At 61.9% G+C, this 15638-nt stretch carries 12 protein-coding genes; 7 read left to right on the top strand and 5 right to left on the bottom strand.

Annotated features, from left to right (window positions below; genetic code table 11):
• Positions 1-54 precede the first annotated feature (54 nt).
• From GOB85_RS03965 to GOB85_RS03955, 3 genes are read left to right on the top strand one after another with little or no spacing between them, the layout of a single operon-like run.
• On the top strand, positions 55-1293 hold the full coding sequence (locus GOB85_RS03965; protein WP_173576330.1) for an MFS transporter: 1239 nt from the start codon (positions 55-57) through the stop codon (positions 1291-1293).
• Positions 1286-2959, top strand: a complete 1674-nt coding sequence (locus GOB85_RS03960) for a thiamine pyrophosphate-binding protein (protein ID WP_173576329.1) — start codon at positions 1286-1288, stop codon at positions 2957-2959. Before GOB85_RS03965 ends, GOB85_RS03960 begins: the two co-directional genes overlap by 8 nt.
• 30 nt (positions 2960-2989) lie before the next feature.
• Positions 2990-4570, top strand: a complete 1581-nt coding sequence (locus GOB85_RS03955; RefSeq protein ID WP_173576328.1) for an aldehyde dehydrogenase (NADP(+)) — start codon at positions 2990-2992, stop codon at positions 4568-4570.
• A 3-nt stretch (positions 4571-4573) separates the two neighbouring features.
• On the opposite strand, the gene GOB85_RS03950 is transcribed toward GOB85_RS03955, so the two are convergent.
• Positions 4574-5542, bottom strand: coding sequence for a LysR substrate-binding domain-containing protein (locus tag GOB85_RS03950; protein WP_173576327.1), 969 nt, complete (start codon positions 5540-5542; stop codon positions 4574-4576).
• 402 nt (positions 5543-5944) lie between these two features.
• Here GOB85_RS03950 and GOB85_RS03945 point away from each other — a divergent pair, with 402 nt between their 5' ends.
• Complete coding sequence (locus GOB85_RS03945) at positions 5945-7339, top strand: M20/M25/M40 family metallo-hydrolase (RefSeq protein ID WP_173576326.1); 1395 nt, start codon at positions 5945-5947, stop codon at positions 7337-7339.
• A gap of 196 nt (positions 7340-7535) precedes the next feature.
• Here GOB85_RS03945 and GOB85_RS03940 read toward each other — a convergent pair whose 3' ends face one another.
• The 4 genes from GOB85_RS03940 to GOB85_RS03925 form a co-directional block, all read right to left on the bottom strand.
• Positions 7536-9293, bottom strand: coding sequence for an ABC transporter permease subunit (locus GOB85_RS03940; protein WP_173576325.1), 1758 nt, complete (start codon positions 9291-9293; stop codon positions 7536-7538).
• A gap of 98 nt (positions 9294-9391) precedes the next feature.
• Positions 9392-9847: a dUTP diphosphatase gene (gene dut / locus GOB85_RS03935; RefSeq protein ID WP_173576324.1), complete on the bottom strand. Its 456-nt coding sequence runs from the start codon at positions 9845-9847 to the stop codon at positions 9392-9394.
• Between the two features lie 52 nt (positions 9848-9899).
• Positions 9900-11234, bottom strand: a complete 1335-nt coding sequence (locus GOB85_RS03930; protein ID WP_173576323.1) for a bifunctional phosphopantothenoylcysteine decarboxylase/phosphopantothenate synthase — start codon at positions 11232-11234, stop codon at positions 9900-9902.
• Positions 11235-11240: 6 nt separating this feature from the next.
• On the bottom strand, positions 11241-12035 hold the full coding sequence (locus tag GOB85_RS03925) for a class I SAM-dependent methyltransferase (protein WP_173576322.1): 795 nt from the start codon (positions 12033-12035) through the stop codon (positions 11241-11243).
• A 28-nt stretch (positions 12036-12063) separates the two neighbouring features.
• Between GOB85_RS03925 and mutM the strand changes: the two genes are divergently transcribed.
• From mutM to dnaA, 3 genes are all read left to right on the top strand, one after another.
• Positions 12064-12933, top strand: coding sequence for a bifunctional DNA-formamidopyrimidine glycosylase/DNA-(apurinic or apyrimidinic site) lyase (mutM, locus tag GOB85_RS03920; RefSeq protein WP_173576376.1), 870 nt, complete (start codon positions 12064-12066; stop codon positions 12931-12933).
• A gap of 176 nt (positions 12934-13109) precedes the next feature.
• Complete coding sequence (gene rpsT, locus GOB85_RS03915) at positions 13110-13379, top strand: 30S ribosomal protein S20 (protein ID WP_173576321.1); 270 nt, start codon at positions 13110-13112, stop codon at positions 13377-13379.
• Positions 13380-14005: 626 nt separating this feature from the next.
• Entirely contained in the window at positions 14006-15358 is a 1353-nt protein-coding gene (gene dnaA / locus GOB85_RS03910) for a chromosomal replication initiator protein DnaA (RefSeq protein ID WP_408737029.1), read from the top strand.
• Positions 15359-15638 lie beyond the last annotated feature (280 nt).

Raw genomic sequence — 15638 nt, 5'->3', positions numbered from 1 at the left:
GGGCCGTTCCACGTATGCGGACAATAAAAAAAATAGCTGAACTGGAGAGGTTCCATGTCTTCCTGGTATCAGACCATGCCGCCCGATCAGCGCAGAACGTTCTGGGCATGTTTTCTCGGCTGGGCTCTCGACGCGATGGATGTCCAGCTTTTCGCCTTCGTCATTCCAACCCTGCTGCCCCTCTGGGGAATGACAAAAGGACAGGCCGGCATCATCAGCACATCCGCCATCATGACATCCGCCCTCGGTGGTATCCTCGCCGGAACACTCGCCGACCGCATAGGCCGGGTGAAAGTTCTTAAACTCGCCATCCTCTGGTTTACCCTTTTTACGGGTCTGTCAGCCTTCACAAACTCCTTCCACCAGTTGCTGTTCACCCGAAGCCTCCAGGGCATCGGTTTCGGCGGAGAATGGACGGCAGGCGCAATCCTGATCGGGGAAGTGGTGGATAAGCGTATTCGCGGGCGCGCCGTCGGCTCGGTGCAGGCCGGCTGGCCGGTTGGCTATGCCGCAGCCGCCCTGGCCTGGTGGATCGTCTTCAGCCTCGCGCCGGAACACATCGCCTGGAGAGCCCTGTTTCTCGTTGGCCTGCTTCCGGGACTCCTTGTGCTGTGGATCCGGCGCGGCATCAAAGACTCAGACGCATTCGAAGTCGCCGTCGAAAAACGCAGACAGGCCAATGACCGGTCCGTCCTTTCTCAGCTCATGGCGTCCGGAGTGCGTTCCAGAATGATCCTGTCCTGCCTGATGGTCGCAGGCGCCCTCGGCGGAAACTACACCATCCTGACATGGCTGGTGACCTACCTGCGTCAGACGCAGGAAATGACCGTCAACATGACGTCTCTCTATCTCTCGGTCAATATCGCGGGATCGTTCGTGGGCTACGTCCTGATGGCGCATGTCAGCGACTATATCGGCCGGCGCAAAACATTCTCCCTCTCCGCCGCCGGAGCCTTCGTCACCGTCCTCGCCTACACGCAGCTCGACCTCCCGACGGGCGTACTCCTCGTCCTCGGTTTCCCGCTCGGCTTCTTCCAGTCCGGCATCGTCTCCGGCATGGGCGCCTGTTTCACCGAACTCTTCCCGACACGCATCCGCGGAACAGCCGCCGGCATCTCCTACAATGTGGGCCGGGGCGCCGGCGCCATGGTGCCCACAATCGTCGGTTTCACCAGCGCATCAATGGGGCTGGCGCTGGCAATCGGCGCATGGGCCGCCTGTTCCTACGTCCTTGTCTTCATCGTTGCGATCTTCCTTCCTGAAACTCTCGGCACGGAGCTGGAGCATGTCTGAAATCACCCCGCAGCGTAACGGCGGACAAATTCTCGTTTCCGCCCTCTCCGCCAACGGCGTCGATACAATCTACTGCGTGCCCGGCGAAAGTTACCTCCCCGTCCTGGACGCTCTGCATGACGCAACCGGAATACGTACCATCGTCACCCGTCACGAAGGCGCCGCATCCAACATGGCCGACGCCTATGGAAAGCTGACAGGACGGCCTGGAATCTGCTTCGTCACCCGTGGTCCGGGCGCTACCCATGCCAGCAACGGCATCCACACGGCACACCAGGATTCCACACCGCTGATCCTGTTCGCGGGCCAGGTGGAAACCGATTTTCTGGGCCGCGAGGCATTCCAGGAAATCGACTACCGGCAGATGTTCGGCGGCATCGCGAAATGGGTCACCGAAATCGACAGCATCGAGCGCATTCCCGAGATCATATCACGTGCGTTTTCCGTCGCCTTGTCCGGCCGCCCCGGACCGGTGGTGATCGCCCTTCCCGAAAACATCCTGTTCGGAACGAGCGTAGTTGCCGATATCCCGGCGCCCCGCATCGCCCGTTCCGCTCCCGACCCGCAGGCAATGACGGAACTGCGCGACATGCTGGCCAGCGCGGAACGCCCCCTGATGATCGTCGGTGGTACAGGCTGGTCCGTTTCAGCCTGTAAAGCACTGGAACAGTTTGCCATCGCAAACAATCTGCCCGTCGCGGCATCTTTCAGAAGGCAGGATCTGTTCGATAACCGCCTCCCCAACTATGCCGGACAGATCGGCATCGGAATCTCGCCAGCCCTGACAGAGCGCGTCAGAAACGCGGACCTGCTTCTGGTCGCCGGCTCCCGCCTGTCCGAAGCCGTGACATCGGGCTACACCCTGGTCAGAGTTCCAAAACCGGAACAGGCCATGATCCACATTCATGCTGATCCGGAAGAACTGGGTCACGTCTATCAGGCCCGGCTCCCGATCAATGCCTCAATGCAGGGATTTGCCGCCGCCCTGGCGGATCTCGCCCCCGTCGAAAATGCCCTGTGGACATCCTGGACCCAGGCCGCACGGGCGGATTATCTGCATCATTCGACACCACCTGTCCCGCATCCTGATCTGGAAGGCGTCGACCTCGCCCGCGTGGTGGCGTGGCTGGACGATGTCCTGCCGGATAACGCCATCATCACCAACGGCGCCGGAAACTACACCGCCTGGGTTCATCGTTTTTATCGCTACCGTCAGCAGGGAACCGAACTGGCCCCCACCAACGGCGCAATGGGCTACGGCCTGCCCGCCGCCATAGCCGCCAGCCTCCAGAACCCGTCACGACCAGCGATCTGCTTCGCGGGAGACGGCTGCTTCATGATGTATCCACAGGAACTCGCAACCGCGATGCAATTTGGCGCACCGGTCATCGTCATCGTCGTGAATAACGGCATGCTGGCAACCATCCGGATGCACCAGGAACAGAAATTCCCCGGCCGGATCAGCGGCACGGATCTGTCCAACCCCGATTTTGTCCTGTTCGCCCGTTCCTTCGGCGCACATGGCGAGCGCATCGAGAGAACAGAGGATTTCCCCGCAGCATTCGAACGCGCCCGCGCAGCAGGCAAGGCGGCTCTGATCGAACTCTGTGTCGATCCCCGACAGATCACGGCACAGATCCGTCTGGCCCCGGTCGGTTTCGCATAAATACTTCTGGAACAATGGGAAATAAAGATCATGAAACTCACTGGTGAACTGGTAATCGGCCAGCGGCGCACACGCGGAACAGGCGGAGACTTCCACGCTCAGGCGGCAGATGGCGGCGAAATGCCTGATCCCGTTTTTGGCGGCGCGGTCACATCGGACGTCGATACGGCCTGCACCCTCGCAGAATCAGCCTTCGATGAGTACCGACAGCTTTCCGCCGAACGACGCGCCGCATTTCTGGAAGCCATCGGCGAGGAAATCATGGCCATCGGAGACGCTCTTCCCGAAAGAGCCCACAAAGAATCCGGCCTGCCAATGGCACGTCTGACATCAGAGCGTCAGCGCACCGTCAATCAGTTGCGTCTGTTCGCACGTCTCGTGCGCGAGGGCCGCAACGAAGCCCCTGTCCTGGACTCACCCCTGCCTGACCGGCAGCCCCCGCGCGCGGATCTGCGCCAGAGACGCATCCCGCTTGGTCCCGTCGCCGTGTTCGGTGCCAGCAACTTTCCGCTCGCCTTTTCCGTCGCCGGCGGCGATACCGCCTCCGCTCTCGCCGCCGGCTGTCCGGTGATCGTCAAAGCCCATGAAGCCCATCCCGGCACATCGGAAATGACCGCCGTGGCAATCATGCGCGCCGCAGCCCGCACAGAGATGCCAGACGGCGTATTTTCCATGCTTTTCGCACACGATATGACAATCGGTCAGGCTCTCGTGCGTCATCCGGCCATACAGGCCATCGGCTTCACCGGCTCGCGGCAAGGAGGCATCGCACTGCTGCGACTTGCACAGGCACGTCCTCAGCCAGTTCCACTTTATGCCGAAATGAGCAGCATCAATCCGGTCTTCCTGATGCCAGCCGCTCTCGAAGCCCGCGCGGAGAAAATCGCCGAAGGATTCGCGGCATCCCTGACAACAGGAACAGGACAGCTCTGCACCAATCCCGGTCTGCTCATCGCCTTCGCAGGTCCGGCGCTTGAGCGTTTTCAGAATACGGTGGCGTCAGTCCTGCCCACACTCCCTCCGACCCTGATGCTCACGTCAAAAATCTGCCAGTCCTGGCGGGAAGGGATCGACAGGCTCAGCCACAATCCCAAAGTCAGCCGGGTCGCCGGCAGGCCGAACGATCAGGAGCAGGGCAGGGCGGGCGGCGTGCTGTTCCGCACCAATGCCGCGGCCTTCCTGTCCGACCCAGCACTGGAAGACGAAGTTTTCGGCCCCGGTTCCCTGCTGGTCGTCTGCCAGGATTTCAACGAGATGCGACTGGTCGCCGAACATCTCTCCGGACAACTGACCGCAACCCTGCACCTTGAGCCGAACGATTATCCAATGGCGCGAGGCCTGTTGCCCGTTCTGGAACGCAAAGCCGGACGCATCCTCGTCAATGACTACCCGACCGGGGTGGAAGTCTGTGACGCCATGGTCCACGGAGGCCCCTGGCCCTCCACCTCTGACAGTCGCACAACGTCAGTCGGCAGCGAAGCCATCGACCGCTTTCTGCGCCCGGTCTGTTACCAGAACCTTCCCGAGGATCTGCTGCCGGCATCCCTGAAAAGCACGAACCCCCTGCATCTGTGGCGTCGCCGCGACGGCACTCCCGTCCAGGATCAGTAGCCCCTAAACGCCTTCACTGAATGAGGCCGCCGGCACAGGCGTCGCCGGACACAGGCGCGCATCCGGCCAGCGGCCCTCATTCACAAGCGTTTCAGTGCACTGGCGAAGAAGGCGAAGAATGGCCGAGAGATCATCCGGCAGCAGACTCTTCTTCGGCCATGTCGCGGCAACAGTGCGCGTAATCTCAGGATTGACGAGCCGAAAGCTTTTCAGCACCCCGCTGGCAATATCCTCCGTCACCGCCGCCGACGGCAGAATCGTGCAGCCGCAGTTCTCGCGCACAAGCCGTTTGGTAATCGAAATCGACCCGTCACACTCCAGCGCGATCCGGAGCGGAAAATTGTGACGCGCCGCAAGTCTCTCAACCAGAACACGAAGACCATGATGCGTCGTCGGCAGAATAAGCGGGATCTCCCCCAGATCCCGAACATCGACAGACCCTCCTTCCAGGGGATGATCCCATGGCGTGATCAGCCGCACATCTTCATGGAGAAGCTTCTCCCAGTGCAGCCCGCCGGGACATTCAGGAACGTAGAGAACGGAAAGATCGACCTCGCCCGCCTCCATCATGGGAAGAATCTGAGCCGCAAGCCCCTCAATAAGACGAATACGGGTCGCGGGATAACGTTCCCTGAGTGCACGGCTGAATGTGCCAAACAGCATCCGCGCAATAGTGGGCTGAGCGGCAATACAAAGACGTGCCGGACCTGTACGGGAACAGGCCCCGATCACCTCGCTGGCTTCCTCCATGATCCGGGCGACGCGCTGAGCATACTCCAGCAACAGCCGCCCGCTCTCTGTCAGCTTGACGCCATGTCCGCTGCGGCGAAAAAGATGCCCGCCGAGCTGCGCCTCCAGTAAACCAATCCGCCGGCTTACCGTGGACTGATCCAGCCCGATGGTCAGAGCCGCTCTGGAAATGCTGAGATCATTCGCGACGAGAGCAAAAAGCGCCAGATCATCAGAATTCACCGGATTGTCTCCATAAAAGACAGACCCTCCTCCTCGCGGCATCAGATCCCGATACTGATTACGTCCGAACCCGAAACAGGTTTTTCCAGGTTCCCGTTGTCGGGACAGTATTCTTCACGAATTGAAAAAACGTCGCTCAGCAGCTCCCATGCGCCCCGACGCGCGAGCAGGCCAGAGGGAATGTTACTCCCGCCTCCACACCCACGCCGCCAGCGGCGCCCACACCGGCGCACCAAGAGTCGTCGCAGACATCGTCATCACCAGACTTATGCCTGGGGGGTGCCGGCCCGAGCACTCTCCCCGATCTCCACTACCCGAACAGGAAGCCTCATCTGCCCCCCTGTTCTTCCCGAAACCAGGATGTTACCCAACCGAACCAGATGACAGACGGAGACACGGTCAATGCGTAAGGCGCTCATCCTGCTTGCTCTCACCGCGCTCACGCCTCCGCTCGTGGCAAAGGCCGACACCGCGCAACACCCTCAGGCCGAAGAGCAGGCACTCACCCTCGCCGAAAAAGCCATTGCCCTCCGCTCCGTCGCCGGTCCCGGAAACCAGACTCCGCAGGTCGCTGCACTCTTCCGCTCCACCCTCATCGCAGGCGGATTCCAGGCAAAAGACATCACCATCACCCCCTTCGGGGACACGGCGTACATGACCGCCCGCTGGCCCGGCTCCGATCCGTCCCTCAAACCCGTCGTCATCTCCGGCCACATGGATGTCGTCGAAGCAAAACCCGCCGACTGGCAGCGTGACCCCTTTAAACCGGTCGTCGAAAATGGCTACCTCTTCGGACGTGGCGCCACCGACATGAAACTCGACGCCGCCCTGGTCATCGCCTCCCTGATCGAACTGAAACGCGAAGGTTACACCCCCCGCCGCGACATCATCCTCGCCCTCTCCGGCGATGAAGAAACCGCAATGGAAACGGGTAAAATTCTCGCCGATAAACTTTCAAACGCCGATCTCGTCCTCAACGGCGATGTTGGCGTCGGCATCCTCGATGAAAAAACCGGCAAACCTGACTATTATTCCTGGGAAGGCGCCGAAAAAACCTACGCCGATTTCAGAATGACCGTCACCAATCCCGGCGGTCACTCGTCAGAACCACGCGCCGATAACGCCATCGATCGCCTCGCCGCAGCCCTCCTGCGTATTCAGAAATATCAGTTCAGGCCCGAACTCAACGCGCTGAGCAAAAGCTATTTCACCAGCGCCGCTCAGTTCCAGCCCGCGAAAATCGCCACAGCCATGCGTAACTTCGCCGCAAATCCCGCCAGTCAATCCGCCATCGCCACTCTCAGCGCCGACCCGGCCCTGATCGGTAAAATCGGCACAACCTGTGTCGTCACCATGATCAATGGTGGCCACGCCCTCAATGCCCTTCCGCAAAGCGCCACCGCCAACATCAACTGCCGCATCTTCCCCGGCCACCCGCGCAGTGCCATCATGGCCGAACTCGAAAAAGCCGCCGCCGACCCGGACGTGCATTTTTCCGACGTCACCCAGGGCTCCGTCGAAACCGAAGCCTCTCCCATGCGCCCGGATTTCACCCAGGCCGTCGAAAAAGCCATGCACGGCATCCACCCCGGCCTGCCCGTCTTCCCCGGCATGACCTCAGGTGCCAGCGACAGCATGTGGTTCCGAAATCACCACGTCCCCAGCTACTCAATCAGCCCCGTCTTCCTCAAACCATCAGAAAATTTCTCCCACGGTCTGAACGAACGCACCCCGGTCGCAGCCATCGGCCCGGCGATAGACTTCTATCTGTCGCTTCTGCCGGATCTCTCGCATTAGAGCCGGCTTCAAAAGCTCTCTGCTGGCGACCCCGCACGGGTTTTCCGCGCCCCGATGCTCACGGCCCCGATACTCATGGCCCAGTGCTCACGGGCCGTAAGGCCGCTCCGCTCCGGCGCTCAGAAACGCAACGCCAGCCGCGCCTGTCAGGGACGCTCCTGCTCTGCAAAGAGCTTTTGAAACAGCCTCTCTCAGATCACTCAGCCCCCATCGTCCGCCGCCGCACCCATGCCGCCAGTGGTTCCCACACCAGCGCACTGAGAAGTGCGGCGAACGCCGTCATCACCGTCACACCAAACGCCGCACGGACGCTGTCCCCGGCCTCCATAGCCTCAGCGATATACGCGCCCAGACCAGCAGAAATCAGCCGCACATCGCCCCAGCGAACAAATTCCGCCGCAATCGCCAGATTCCAGGCCCCGAAAAACGCCATCCGTGCTCCGGCCAGCCAGCCTCTGCCAATGCCGGGCAACACAACAGACCGCCACCACAGCCAGCCCCGGATGTCATAAGCCCGCGCCGCCTCAAACAGGCCACGCGGAAACGTCGCCACACCGCCAGTCAGCTTTGCCGCCAGAAACCATTGCGGTCCGATCATCACCAGCGGCATCAGCCAGAACCCGGATGAAAGCCGCAGCCCCGTAATCAGACCAGCCATAAGCGGAAACAGCATCACCGTCGGAAAGACAGCCAGCAGTCGCATCAGCGAAACACACTCAGCCGCTTCGGCCCGACGCCTCCCCAGCCACATACCTGGAAAAAGCCAGATAACAGATGCCAGCAGCACCATGAGCAGAACGCGCAGAAGCGTCGCAAATCCCAGTGCTGCAACCCGCACGACTTCGTCCGGCCCGATATGAAAAATCAGCGGCTGCCAGCACACAGCCAGCGTCGTCGCACACAGTCCTGCCAGTGCGACAGTCTCAGCCAGATACGGGCGCCCGGCCGTCTCTGACGACGGAACGGCAACAGGCGCGCGCCCAAGGCGAAGCGTTCCCAGCCTCCGAACCGCATACAGGGCAGCCTCGCCCAGTCGTCCCACAACAGGAGCCCGACGGAGAAATCGTAAAACCGGTGGCTCAGACGGCAAGCCTGACAGACCAGCCCCATCGCCCTCAATCTGAAACCGCGCCGACCAGGAAAGAAGCGGACGAAAAACAAGCCAGTCATATCCAATGACAATCAGCATCATGATCAGCGCCGCCAGCACAACCGGCCACACAATGCCCGTCGCCGCCGCTGCCGCCACACAGGCGCCCAGACCAGGCGCCACGAAAGCCGCCCGTTGCCACACGAAAATCTCCACCCAGAGCAGGGCCAGCCACGCAAATGGCATGGCTTCAACTGCACCCTTTACAAGCACAGGAATCGCAACAGGCATGTCCAGCCGCCAGAATCTCTGCCAGCCCGTCAACCGGAATCCCCGAGCGACCAGATCAAGCTCCCCCGAACCACGGCCCCCCGATCGGAGAAGCGCCGCTGTCATCGGCCCGGCGAGAACCGGAAAAACCGCAGCACCCGTCAGACACTCTCCCGCAATCCCATGCCCCGGAACCAGCATGGAAAACAACGGTGCCGCGAAAACAAGAAATCCACAGACCGGAACCGCCCGTGATTCATCAAGAAAAGAAAGGATATTTTCCCGAAATCGCTCCCGCCGGTCCGTGACGATCGCACAGAAGACCGAAAACATGACGGACAGAACAAGGACAGTCGCCATCCGAAGTGCCGTGTGCAGCGCGCAGTCCGGTAACCCGGGCAGAGACAGAAGCACCGTCTGGCGGCCCGAAATCGTGTCCTCCCCCGTCAGAAGATGCACAGCCACTCCGGCCAGCATCTCAAAACAAAGAACGCAGATCAGCGCCCGCATCCCCACAAACCGGCGAACCCCGACCCGAAGCGACGCTTCATCTGCCGAATAACGATCTGACGAAAGACTGGCGGAGGCGCTCATACTTCTCGCGGTTTCTGCCTGTGACAATGAAATGGAGCCCTTTCCTGGCCCCGTTGTCAAAGGTTCAGTGCGCTTTTCACCCGAAGCAGAACCGGAAATTACTGTCCCGTGCTGCCAAACCCGCCCGCGCCACGATCCGTGTCGTCCAGATCGTCCACCTCGTTCCACAACACCCGAAACACCGGCGCAATCACCGCCTGGGCAACCCTCATCCCACGCTCAACCGTGAACACCTCAGTCCCCGTGTTCAGCAGAATCACACAGATCTCGCCCCGATAATCCTCGTCAATCGTCCCCGGCGTGTTCGGTAAAGTGATTCCGTGCTTCAGCGCCAGCCCCGAACGAGGCCGCACCTGCAACTCATACCCCGGCGGCAGCGCAATACAGAGCCCCGTCGGAATCATCGCCCGCCCGCCCGGCAACACGCTCAGCGAACCGGTCACCGCCGCAAGCAGATCCATCCCGGCAGCCCCCGCCGTCGCATAAGAGGGCAGGGGAAGCCCCTCCGCATGGTCAAGCCGCCGAACAGAAACAGGAACCAGTGGCGCCGTCATACGCAATCTCCCACAAACCCACAGATCTCAGAAAAAACCATCGTGAAGGGACTCAGACCCGGTCGCCACCATCCGCCATGACCGGCATCTCAAACCACGCCGCAATCCGCTCCGCCAGACGACGCGCCAGCTCTGTCTTGGCCAGCAGCGGCCAGTGCTCAATTCCATCCCGCGTGATCAGAATGGCCCGGTTATCCAGCCCACCCATCACATTCGTGCCGGTCGAAACGTCATTCGCAACGATCCAGTCGCACCCCTTGCGGGTCCGCTTGGCCACGGCATTCGCTTCGACATTGTCAGTCTCGGCGGCAAACCCGACCACCAGAGCCGGACGCTCCGGCCCCGGCGCGGACAGCATCGCCAGAAGATCCGGATTCGGACTCAACGTCAGCACGGGAGGCGGCGCCCCGGCCTGCTTCTTAATTTTCAGACCCGCAACACCATCCACCCGCCAGTCCGCCACCGCCGCCGCACAGACCGCAATGTCCGCCGGTAACGCCGCCCGCACAGCGCGCTCCATCTCCAGCGCCGTCTCAACCCGAACCACATCCACACCAGCCGGATCAGCCAGCGCCACCGGTCCGCTCACCAGCGTCACCCGCGCCCCAAGCGCCGCCAGCGCCGAGGCGATCGCATAACCCTGCAACCCGGAAGACCGGTTCCCCAGATACCGCACCGGATCAACCGGCTCATGCGTCGGCCCCGCCGTCACCAGCGCCCGACGTCCCGCCAGCGGCTCCCAGGCAATCCCCCCATGCGTCGGCCGGAACCACCCGATCAGAGCCGAAGCACCCCGAATGTCAGCCCGCCCGAGCCACGCCAGAATCACATCCCGCAGCACGACCGGCTCAGCAAACCGCCCCGGTCCGAACTCACCACAGGCCATCTCACCGTCATCAGGCCCGACAACCTGCACGCCCCGATCCGTCAGCAGCGCCATATTCGCCCGCGTCGCCGGATGCTCCCACATGCGCACGTTCATCGCAGGAGCCACCATCACCGGCGTATCCGTCGCCAGAAGCAGCGTCGTCGCCAGATCATCCGCCAGACCCTGCGCCATCTTCGCCAGAATGTTTGCCGTCGCCGGCGCCACAACCACAAGATCAGCCGAGCGGGACAACACAATGTGCCCCATCTCCTGCTCATCCGTCAGCGAAAACAGATCCTGATAAACCGGCTCGCCACTCAGTGCCTGCAACGACAGCGGCGTCACAAACTCCGCTCCCGCCTTCGTCAGAACACAGCGCACATCCACCCGCGCCGCCTTCAGCAGACGCACCAGCTCCAGCGCCTTGTAAGCCGCAATCCCGCCACTGACGATCAGCAGAACCCGCTTCCGGGCCGACCCGCCAGAAACGTCGTCAGGCTTACCGGCGGCGACACCCATCGGACGTCAGAGCCGCCAGCCGGAGTGAATCGCCGCAATCCCGCCGGACAGCGACTGATACTTCACATGCGCGAACCCGGCCTCCCGGAACATGTCGGCCAGCGTCTCCTGATCCGGAAACATGCGAATGCTCTCCGCAAGATACTGATAGCTCTCACGATCCTTCGCGATAAACTGCCCCATCGCCGGCAGCACCTTAAACGACCAGGCATCATAAACCGGTGCCAGCGCCGCGACCTGAACCTGGGAGAACTCCAGACACATAAACCGCCCGCCCGGCTTCAGAACCCGACGCGCCTCTTTCAGCACCGCCAGTTTGTCCGTGCAGTTTCGCAGCCCGAAGGAAATCGTCACCCGGTCCACAGACCGGTCCGCCAGAGGAATCTGCTCCGCATCCACCACACAGAAAGACAGATCGGACACATACCCGCGCGCAATCGCCCGGTCCCGGCCCACCGCCAGCATCTTCTCATTGATGTCCGTCATGATCGCAGGCCCGCCACCACCGGCCAGCCAGCCAAACGTCACGTCGCCCGTTCCGCCAGCCAGATCCAGCAGCGACAGACCCGGCTGCGGCGCCAGCTGTGCATTGAACATCCGCTTCCAGACGCGATGCACGCCCAGTGACATCACGTCGTTCATCACGTCATAGCGACTCGCAACACTGTCAAACACCGCGCGGACAAGCGGCTTCTTGTCGGTGCGCGGCACGGCGCGATAGCCGAAATCGGTGGTTTCATCAGCAGCCGCACCGGTGGCGCCGGCTGTTTCATGGATCTCGTAAGGGGCATTGTCGGTCATGGCGCCGACCTATAGCGTGTTTGTCGCAATGCCAGAACTCCCCGAAGTCGAAACCGTGATGCGCGGCATGCGTGCCAGCCTCGAAGGCCACCGGATCATCTCCGCCGTCGTCCGCCGCCCGGACCTCCGCTGGCCCCTCCCGAAGGATCTCACAAAAATTCTCAACGGGCGCCGCATCGAAAGTTTCCGTCGCCGCGGCAAATACATCTTCATGCGTCTCTCCGGCGGCATGTCGATGCTCCTCCACCTCGGTATGTCCGGTCGCGTCACCCTGGACGCCTCCGGCGAGGTCACCCTCCACGAACACGTCACATTCACGACAGAAGAGGGACGATGCTTCGGCCTGATCGACCCCCGCCGCTTCGGCGCCATCGACCTCGTGCCCACAAAGGAAGAAGACTCCCATCGCTTCGTCTCCGGCATGGGACCGGAACCTCTCGACCCCGCTTTCACCGCCGCCACCCTGGCTCAAAGCCTCGCCGGCCGCCGCGCCCCGATCAAAGCCATGCTCCTCGATCAGCGTATCGTCGCAGGCCTCGGCAATATCTATGTCTGCGAAGCCCTGTTCCGTGCCCGCATCCACCCCGCCACCCCGGCCGGCATCCTCACCATGCCCGCCATCCGCCGCCTCGTCCGCGCCATCCGTGCCGTCCTGACCGAAGCCATCGCCGCCGGAGGCTCCAGCCTGCGCGATTACGTTCAGCCCGACGGTGAACTCGGCTATTTCCAGCACGCCTGGCGCGTCTATGGCCGCGCCGGCCAGCCCTGCCCGGAATGCCCGACGAAAGGGCAGGGGGCAGACGGAACAGACGCCTGCCCGGGCATCGTCAGGATCACCCAGTCCGGCCGTTCGACCTTCTTCTGCCCGCGCCTGCAAACAGACCCGGCGGCATCGTGAACCACGCCCTGCGGCTGATGCATGACCCCCGTGTCGCACAAAGCGCGGTCGCCCGAGAACTCCAGCTTGACGCGCAGACCGGCACTGGACTAGAGAAGCCAACCTTATTCGGGCTTAACCGTCGCAAGACGGGATACGCATCAACACATCGATCTTGCTGGACCAGACAGAAAACAATGGCGAACATCGCATCCGCTCGTAAACGCATCCGTCAGACGGAGCGTCGCACCCTTCGCAACACTGCCCGCATGTCCCGCATGCGCACCTTCCTCAAGAAGGTCGAGGCAGCAATCGCGTCGGGCAACAAAGACGAAGCGAACGCAGCTCTGAAAGTGGCTCAGCCGGAAATCCAGCGCGCCGCGACAAAGGGTGTTATCCACAGCAACCTCGCAGCCCGCAAAATCTCCCGCCTGTCTTCGCGGATCAAAGCTATCGCTACAGCCTGAAGCCTGAGCACACAGGGCAGAAAACAGGGCCGCAAAGGCGTTAATTTCTGCCTTTGCCTCAGTTGTTATTCAGAATGTGTTTAAATAAGCCGGAATGCCCGTCGGGTGTTTCGGCTTATTTGTCTGAAAAACAATGTAATGAACAAATAGTTTCCTGCTATCGGGCCATTATTCGCGATTCTCTATACCTTCGATCAAATCGCGTTACCGAGTCGAGAATCTCGTTGCGCCTCCCGAATCGATGATCTACTTTCCACCTCAACAGCTTGATATGCAGACGCAGACCGTCTGGTCGCCTGTTGCGGCCAGAGGCGGACGTCAGAGTCGGCGGAATTCAGACCGCAACAGGTTTCCTGTGCGCGGGTGATATGAAACACGGCGCTCTGACAGATCGCTCCCTCGCGGTGCGGGCCTGTAAATGAAAACGATTGCTGGAGTCGACGGACAGGAGCCCCAAACCGGCCCTGTCCGCTCCGGACTCCAGAGAAATGGGTGCGCGCGGAAAGATGCTGGTTCCTACACCGTCCGGGAAATTGCTGAACGAAAGCCTTTCGGACACCGAACAGGCTGTGACGGGCGGTCTTGCCGGTCTCGTCACCGATGCCTGGACCCGCATCGCCGCCCGCATGAAGTCAGAAGTCGGTGACGTCGAATACCGTACATGGCTCCAGCAGATCGTCCCCGGACCCGTCGACGGCGACGAAGTCACCCTCCTCCTGCCCACGCGCTTCCTGCGCGACTGGGTTCGCAGCCAGTATGGTGATCGCCTCAGCACACTCTGGAACCAGGAAATCCCGACCATCCGCCGCGTCGAGCTCCAGGTCATGCGCCCCGGCGACGTGCCCCGGCCAGCCGTCGCCGGCCCCGTGACCGAACCCACTCCGTTCCCGACCACATCCCCGCCGCCCCGGCCTCCCGAACGCGCGCAGGACCGTCATGGTGACGCCCGCTCAGATCTCGCGGCCCCTCTCGATCCACGCTTCACCTTCGATACATTCATCGTCGGCAAGCCAAACGAATTCGCCTACGCCTGCGCCCGCCGCGTCGCGGAAAAACCCTCCAGCGCCGGCTTCAACCCGCTCTTCCTGTACGGCGGCGTCGGCCTCGGCAAAACCCACCTCATGCACGCCATCGGCGCCGAACTCATGCGGGGAGGCCAGATCTCGGTCGCCTACATGTCCGCCGAAAAATTCATGTACCGCTTCATCGCAGCGATCCGGTCCCAGTCCACCGTCGAGTTCAAGGATCAGCTCCGCTCCGTCGATGTGCTGATGATCGATGACCTCCAGTTCCTCATCGGCAAGGACAACACCCAGGAAGAATTCTTCCACACCTTCAACGCCCTCGTGGACGCCGGGCGCCAGATCATCGTCTCGGCCGACAAATCCCCGTCCGATCTCTCCGGCCTCGAAGACCGCCTCCGCACCCGCCTCGGCTGCGGCATGGTCGCCGACATCCACGCCACCACCTTCGAGCTCCGTATCTCCATTCTGGAAGCCAAAGCCGCCGCGTCAGGGGTGACCATTCCGGCAAAAGTGCTCGAATTCCTTGCCCACAAAATCACCACCAACGTCCGCGAACTCGAAGGCGCCCTGAACCGCCTCGTCGCCCACGCCAACCTCTTCGGCCGCCCGATCACGCTGGAATCCACCCAGGAAGTCCTCCACGACATCCTCAAGGCCCACGACCGGCGCGTCACCATCGAGGAAATCCAGCGCAAGGTCGCCGAACACTGGAACATCCGCCTCACGGATATGTCCTCCGCCCGCCGCGCCCGTGCCGTCGCCCGCCCGCGTCAGGTCGCCATGTACCTCGCCAAACAGCTCACCAGCCGATCCCTCCCCGAAATAGGTCGCAAATTCGGCAACCGCGACCACACCACCGTCATGCACGCCGTCTCCCGCATCACCGAGCTGATGGAGCGCGATACCGCCTTCGCCGAAGATGTCGAACTCATGAGACGCATGCTTGAAAGCTGAGACGCAGGAGCGTCGCGAAGTCTCAGTTTCAGCCGACCCTGCAAATAGCAACGGCGTGATCCCGGCAGAGGGTCGGCACAACAAAGCGGGCTTCATCATGAGGCCCTGCCCGGATTTCCTTCAGTGAAGCGGGAGCCGATCGACTGGCTCCGCGCGGAACAGAGGATCTGCCATTCCGCATCGCAATACCCGGGAGCTGCATCCCGACCGGAAACTCCACCCACACATCGCCATCAGAAAAAACCTCTCCCGCCTGCCTTTGCCGTCAGCCCCCGTCCTG

This window comes from Acetobacter fallax, from assembly GCF_011516735.1.
GTDB lineage: Bacteria > Pseudomonadota > Alphaproteobacteria > Acetobacterales > Acetobacteraceae > Acetobacter > Acetobacter fallax.
Note: the sequence above shows the minus strand (reverse complement) of the source record. Positions and strands in the feature narration are given on the sequence as shown.

Bases quoted from the DNA above. Each gene is read 5' to 3' on its own strand.
- GOB85_RS03940 (WP_173576325.1), bottom strand. From the start codon at position 9,293: ATGAGCGCCTCCGCCAGTCTTTCGTCAGATCGTTATTCGGCAGATGAA.
- GOB85_RS03945 (WP_173576326.1), top strand. From the start codon at position 5,945: ATGCGTAAGGCGCTCATCCTGCTTGCTCTCACCGCGCTCACGCCTCCG.
- GOB85_RS03955 (WP_173576328.1), top strand. From the start codon at position 2,990: ATGAAACTCACTGGTGAACTGGTAATCGGCCAGCGGCGCACACGCGGA.
- GOB85_RS03930 (WP_173576323.1), bottom strand. From the start codon at position 11,234: ATGGGTGTCGCCGCCGGTAAGCCTGACGACGTTTCTGGCGGGTCGGCC.
- rpsT (WP_173576321.1), top strand. From the start codon at position 13,110: ATGGCGAACATCGCATCCGCTCGTAAACGCATCCGTCAGACGGAGCGT.
- dnaA (WP_408737029.1), top strand. From the start codon at position 14,006: ATGAAGTCAGAAGTCGGTGACGTCGAATACCGTACATGGCTCCAGCAG.
- GOB85_RS03965 (WP_173576330.1), top strand. From the start codon at position 55: ATGTCTTCCTGGTATCAGACCATGCCGCCCGATCAGCGCAGAACGTTC.
- GOB85_RS03960 (WP_173576329.1), top strand. From the start codon at position 1,286: ATGTCTGAAATCACCCCGCAGCGTAACGGCGGACAAATTCTCGTTTCC.
- dut (WP_173576324.1), bottom strand. From the start codon at position 9,847: ATGACGGCGCCACTGGTTCCTGTTTCTGTTCGGCGGCTTGACCATGCG.
- mutM (WP_173576376.1), top strand. From the start codon at position 12,064: ATGCCAGAACTCCCCGAAGTCGAAACCGTGATGCGCGGCATGCGTGCC.
- GOB85_RS03925 (WP_173576322.1), bottom strand. From the start codon at position 12,035: ATGACCGACAATGCCCCTTACGAGATCCATGAAACAGCCGGCGCCACC.